The sequence below is a fragment of the Streptomyces sp. 13-12-16 genome, from assembly GCF_002114215.1.
Taxonomy (GTDB): Bacteria; Actinomycetota; Actinomycetes; order Streptomycetales; family Streptomycetaceae; genus Streptomyces.
In genome coordinates, this window is the sequence record NZ_NCTE01000724.1 from 1 (window position 1) to 4423 (window position 4423).

The following is a 4423-nucleotide window of genomic DNA, read 5'->3' on the forward strand; positions in this document are numbered from 1 at the left end:
CGCCTCGGCGCGGAGCTCGCCGAGCGCGACGACCGGATCGCCGACCTGGAGTCCGCGCTGGCCGGCGCCCGCGCCGCCGCGGCCCGCGTCTCCATGGACAAGCCGGCCCCGCACCGCGAGGACGAGCAGCCGTGAGCGACGGAGCAGCCGCTCCCACGGGCCCGGACGGCCGCCCGCGCTGCCCCTGGGCACTGTCCACCGCGGACTACGTGACGTACCACGACGAGGAGTGGGGCCGCCCGGTCCACGGCGACGACGCCCTCTTCGAGCGCCTCAGCCTGGAGGCGTTCCAGTCGGGCCTGTCCTGGATCACCATCCTGCGGCGCCGCCCCGGCTTCCGTGCCGCCTTCGCCGATTTCAAGATCGCCACGGTCGCGGAGTTCACCGACACCGACCGCGAGCGCCTGCTGGCCGACACGGGCATCATCCGCAACCGCGCCAAGATCGACGCGACGCTCGCCAACGCGCGCGAGCTGGCCGGATGGGCGCCCGGCGACCTGGACGCCCTGATCTGGTCCCACGCCCCCGACCCGGCCGGCCGCCCGGCACCGAGGACCCTCGCCGACGTCCCCGCGGTGACCCCGGAGTCGACGGCCCTGTCCAAGGCCCTGAAGAAACGGGGCCTGCGCTTCGTCGGCCCGACCACGGCGTACGCCCTGATGCAGGCCTGCGGGCTGGTCGACGACCACCTGGAGACGTGCGTGGCGAGAAGCGCCCCGAAGGGGCGCGGGGCCCTGCCGATCAGCGGCTCCGCCGCGGGGCGCGATCAACCACGCTGAACCCGCAGCCCCCGACGGCGCTGCAGTCCCGAGCTCACCGGCCCAGGTACCGAGGCTTCTCCTTGTTCACGAACGCCCGCACCGCGATCGCGTGGTCCTCCGAGGAACCCGCCCGGGTCTGGAGCTCGTCCTCCTTCTCCAGGGCCTCCTCCAACGAGTGGCTCAGCCCGTACGCCACGGACTCCTTCAGCGCCGCGTACGCCACCGTCGGCCCCTCGGCCAGCGCCCGCGCCACCTTCTCCGCCTCCGCGCGCAACTCCGCCGCCGGGACCAGCCGGTTGGCGATGCCCAGCTCGTACGCCTCCTGCGCGGAGACGCTGCGCGGGAAGAGCAGCAGATCGGTGGCGCGCCCGGGGCCGATCACGCGCGGCAGCGTCCAGGAGATCCCGGAGTCCGCGGTCAGCGCGACCCCGGCGAACGAGGTGTTGAACGCCGCCGTGTCCGCGACGATCCGGTAGTCCGCGGCCAGCGCGAAGCCGAAGCCGGCGCCCGCCGCGACCCCGTTCACCGCCGCGACCACCGGCTTCGCGGCCCCGGCGATCGCCTTCACGATCGGGTTGTAGTGCTCGCGCACCGTGCTCATCGTCTGCCCCGAACCGGTCTCCCGGTCCTCGATCAGCAGCCCGATGTGCTCCTTGAGGTCCTGCCCGACGCAGAACGCCCTGTCCCCGGCCGCGGTCAGCAGCACGGCGCGTACGGCGCCGTCGTCCGCGGCGGACCGGACCGCGTCCCGGAGGGCGACCTTCGCCGCGACGTTCAGCGCGTTCATCGCCTCCGGGCGGTTGAGCGTGATCGTCGCGAGTCCGTCGCTCACCTCGTAGAGCACGGTGTCGGCCATGGCGTATCCCTCCGTGTGGCGGCTCGGGACCTACCGGCCGGTAGGCCCCGTCTGCAGGACAGCATGACGGAGATCACCGGCCGTGGCGGACGGCCGACGTGTGACCTGCGTCAAACAATCCCCGTCCGTTTCCGATCGGCGGACGTGTGTGCGGTGGCGCAGTATCGCAGTCACATCGCCGAATTGAGTGGTTTTGCTCGCGCGCGTTGCCCAAGCGATGCCGACCGATGTTGGTCATCGGGTCCTGCCATGCGGGATAATGGCCTGGAAGCAATGTGTTCGATGCCGGTGGCGTGTGTCCTGCTTCAAGGACCGCAGGTGCCCTTCAGTGGGCCGTCGGCTCAGACGGTTTAGCTGGGTTTCAGGAAGGGGAACGAGCATGGCGGCCATGAAGCCGCGGACGGGTGATGGCCCGCTCGAGGTGACCAAGGAGGGGCGGGGCATCGTCATGCGCGTTCCGCTCGAAGGCGGCGGTCGGCTCGTCGTCGAGCTGACCCCGGACGAGGCCGACGCGCTCGGCGACGCCCTCAAGAAGGTCGTCGGCTGACGCGCAAGCGACCATACCCTTTCAGCCGCCCCGGCGCCGCACGCGGTGCCGGGGCGGCTGTTTCGCGTACGGGCACAAGGGTGCGCGGACCGGGTCCGCCGGTCACCGCTTGACGGCGCAGAGCAGCCCGTCCCCCACCGGCAGCAGCGACGACACCAGTTCCGTGCTCTCGCGTACGGTACGCACCAGCTCCCGCAGCCGCAGCACCTCCGTGGGCTGCGGTCCGGAGTCCACCGTGCGTCCGTTCGCGAAGAGCCCTTCGAAGGCGACCAGGCCTCCCGGGCGCAGCAGGCGCAACGATTCGGCGAGATAGTCCTGGTACTCCTGCCGGTCGCCGTCGCAGAAGACCAGGTCGTAACCGGCGTCCGCGAGACGGGGCAGGACGTCCAGCGCGCGGCCCGGGATGAAGCGGGCCCTGTTCCCGGCGAAGCCGGCGTCACGGAACGCCTGGCGGGCGGACTGCTGGTGCTCCGGCTCCTGGTCGACCGTGGTCAGCACCCCGTCCGGCCGCATCCCGTGCAGCAGGTGGATCCCGGAGACCCCGCAGCCGGTGCCGATCTCCGCGACCGCCTTGGCGTCCACGCTGGCGGCGAGCAACCGCAGCGCCGCGCCCGTGCCGGGCGACACCGAGCGCAGCCCCGCGTCACGGGCCCGGTCACGGGCCCAGTGCAGCGCTTCGTCCTCGGCGACATAGGCGTCGGAGAACGCCCAGCTCGTCTGCCGGTTGGCGGTAATGACCCTCTCCTGTCCCCGTGGAAGCCTCGGCGTGACTGTATCCGTTGGCGTCGGGAACCCGCAGATGGGACCGGTCGTTTAAAGGGATGAGCAAGTGGCGTGTGCCGTGACGGGGGGCAGGCAGTGGACGAGGACGCCGAGCAAGTGCTGACGCAGCCGTACGAGCCGTGGCAGCCCAGATCAAATTCTCGTAAAACCGCTTATCCGGAGCTAACGGGCGAGGTGGCTATGGTAGGGGCTCCACTGGACACCACCAGAGCCGATAGGGGAGGTGCGGCTGCGCCTGTGGATCGCGCAGGAGTGCTGCGGCGCTTCCTCGGATCGGCGGGCAGGCCGAAATCCGTGAACAACACCGCTGCTGACCATCACCGCGCCGGCGACCCGGCCCAGACCGCGACTTTCTCCACCGACGCGGACGGGCAGGCGTGGACTCCGCCCACCTGGGAGGAGATCGTCAGCATGCACAGCGGCCGGGTCTACCGGCTCGCCTACCGCCTCACCGGCAACCAGCACGACGCCGAGGACCTCACCCAGGAGGTCTTCGTCCGTGTCTTCCGCTCCCTGTCGACGTACACGCCGGGCACCTTCGAGGGCTGGCTGCACCGCATCACCACCAACCTCTTCCTGGACATGGTCCGCCGCAAGCAGCGCATCCGCTTCGACGCGCTGGGCGACGACGCGGCCGAGCGGCTGCCCAGCAAGGAGCCCACGCCGCAGCAGGTGTTCAACGACGCCCACTTCGACGCGGACGTCCAGCAGGCCCTCGACACCCTCGCCCCCGAGTTCCGCGCCGCCGTCGTCCTGTGCGACATCGAGGGACTGTCGTACGAGGAGATCGCGGCCACCCTGGGCGTCAAGCTCGGCACCGTCCGGTCCCGGATCCACCGCGGCCGTTCCCAGCTGCGCAAGGCCCTCGCGCACCGCTCGCCCAAGGCGCGCGCGGAGCGCCGCTCCTTCGTGCCGCGTGTTCCCGCACTGGGAGGAGGGGGCGCGAGCGCGTGAGCGGTTCACTGCCGAAGTCTTCCGAGGGACACCTCGCAGAGCAGCACCTGGGAGACCGACTCTCCGCCCTGGTGGACGGAGAGCTCGGTCATGACGCGCGTGAGCGCGTACTGGCGCACGTCGCCACCTGCGCGAAGTGCAAGGCGGAGGTGGACGCGCAGCGCCGTCTGAAGAACGTGTTCGCGCAGGCGGCACCCCCACCGCCCTCCGAGAGCTTCCTGGCCCGTCTCCAGGGGCTGCCGGCCGGGGGCGACCCCGGCTCACCGCTGGGCGGCGGAGGGCTGCCGGGTGGTACGTCGGGGCGGTTCGGCGGGGGCTCCGGGGTCTTCGGGACCCGGCGGGACGAGCACTTCGAGTTCGCCTACGAGCCCGTCCGGCGGCACGGGCCCGCGCTGCCGGACGCCGCGGGCGGCCGGGGCTTCGCCGTCCACGACGTCAGCCGCCACGAGACCGACCGGCCGTCCTCCCGCGGGCTGCGGTTCGCGTTCGTCGCCGCCGGGGCGGTGTCGCTGGCCGCGATCG

Annotated in this window: 6 protein-coding genes and 1 pseudogene; 5 read left to right on the forward strand and 2 right to left on the reverse strand. The window is 71.9% G+C overall.

Annotated features, from left to right (window positions below; all coding sequences use genetic code 11):
- A pseudogene (locus B7767_RS48365) lies at positions 1-135 on the forward strand (DivIVA domain protein); the annotation flags it as partial.
- Complete coding sequence (locus B7767_RS27165; RefSeq protein WP_085574484.1) at positions 132-779, forward strand: DNA-3-methyladenine glycosylase I; 648 nt, start codon at positions 132-134, stop codon at positions 777-779. The pseudogene B7767_RS48365 and the gene B7767_RS27165, both read left to right, overlap by 4 nt.
- A gap of 34 nt (positions 780-813) precedes the next feature.
- On the opposite strand, the gene B7767_RS27170 is transcribed toward B7767_RS27165, so the two are convergent.
- A complete protein-coding gene (locus B7767_RS27170; protein ID WP_085574485.1) occupies positions 814-1617 on the reverse strand; it encodes an enoyl-CoA hydratase/isomerase family protein in 804 nt (267 codons plus the stop codon).
- A 379-nt stretch (positions 1618-1996) separates the two neighbouring features.
- Between B7767_RS27170 and B7767_RS27175 the strand changes: the two genes are divergently transcribed.
- Positions 1997-2164 (forward strand): DUF3117 domain-containing protein, encoded by a 168-nt coding sequence (locus B7767_RS27175; RefSeq protein WP_003966491.1) that lies wholly within the window; start codon positions 1997-1999, stop codon positions 2162-2164.
- A gap of 102 nt (positions 2165-2266) precedes the next feature.
- Here the strand turns inward: B7767_RS27175 and B7767_RS27180 are convergent, their stop codons facing one another.
- Positions 2267-2965: an O-methyltransferase gene (locus tag B7767_RS27180; protein WP_085574486.1), complete on the reverse strand. Its 699-nt coding sequence runs from the start codon at positions 2963-2965 to the stop codon at positions 2267-2269.
- A gap of 276 nt (positions 2966-3241) precedes the next feature.
- Between B7767_RS27180 and sigE the strand changes: the two genes are divergently transcribed.
- Both sigE and B7767_RS27190 read left to right on the forward strand, forming a co-directional pair.
- Positions 3242-3901: an RNA polymerase sigma factor SigE gene (gene sigE / locus B7767_RS27185; protein ID WP_085574487.1), complete on the forward strand. Its 660-nt coding sequence runs from the start codon at positions 3242-3244 to the stop codon at positions 3899-3901.
- The coding region (locus B7767_RS27190; protein ID WP_179167300.1) for an anti-sigma factor at positions 3898-4423 on the forward strand (526 nt) is incomplete at its 3' end. The genes sigE and B7767_RS27190, both read left to right, overlap by 4 nt.

Excerpts from the sequence above, each read along its gene's own strand:
- B7767_RS27175 (WP_003966491.1), top strand. The coding sequence starts at position 1,997 with ATGGCGGCCATGAAGCCGCGGACGGGTGATGGCCCGCTCGAGGTGACC.
- B7767_RS27170 (WP_085574485.1), bottom strand. The coding sequence starts at position 1,617 with ATGGCCGACACCGTGCTCTACGAGGTGAGCGACGGACTCGCGACGATC.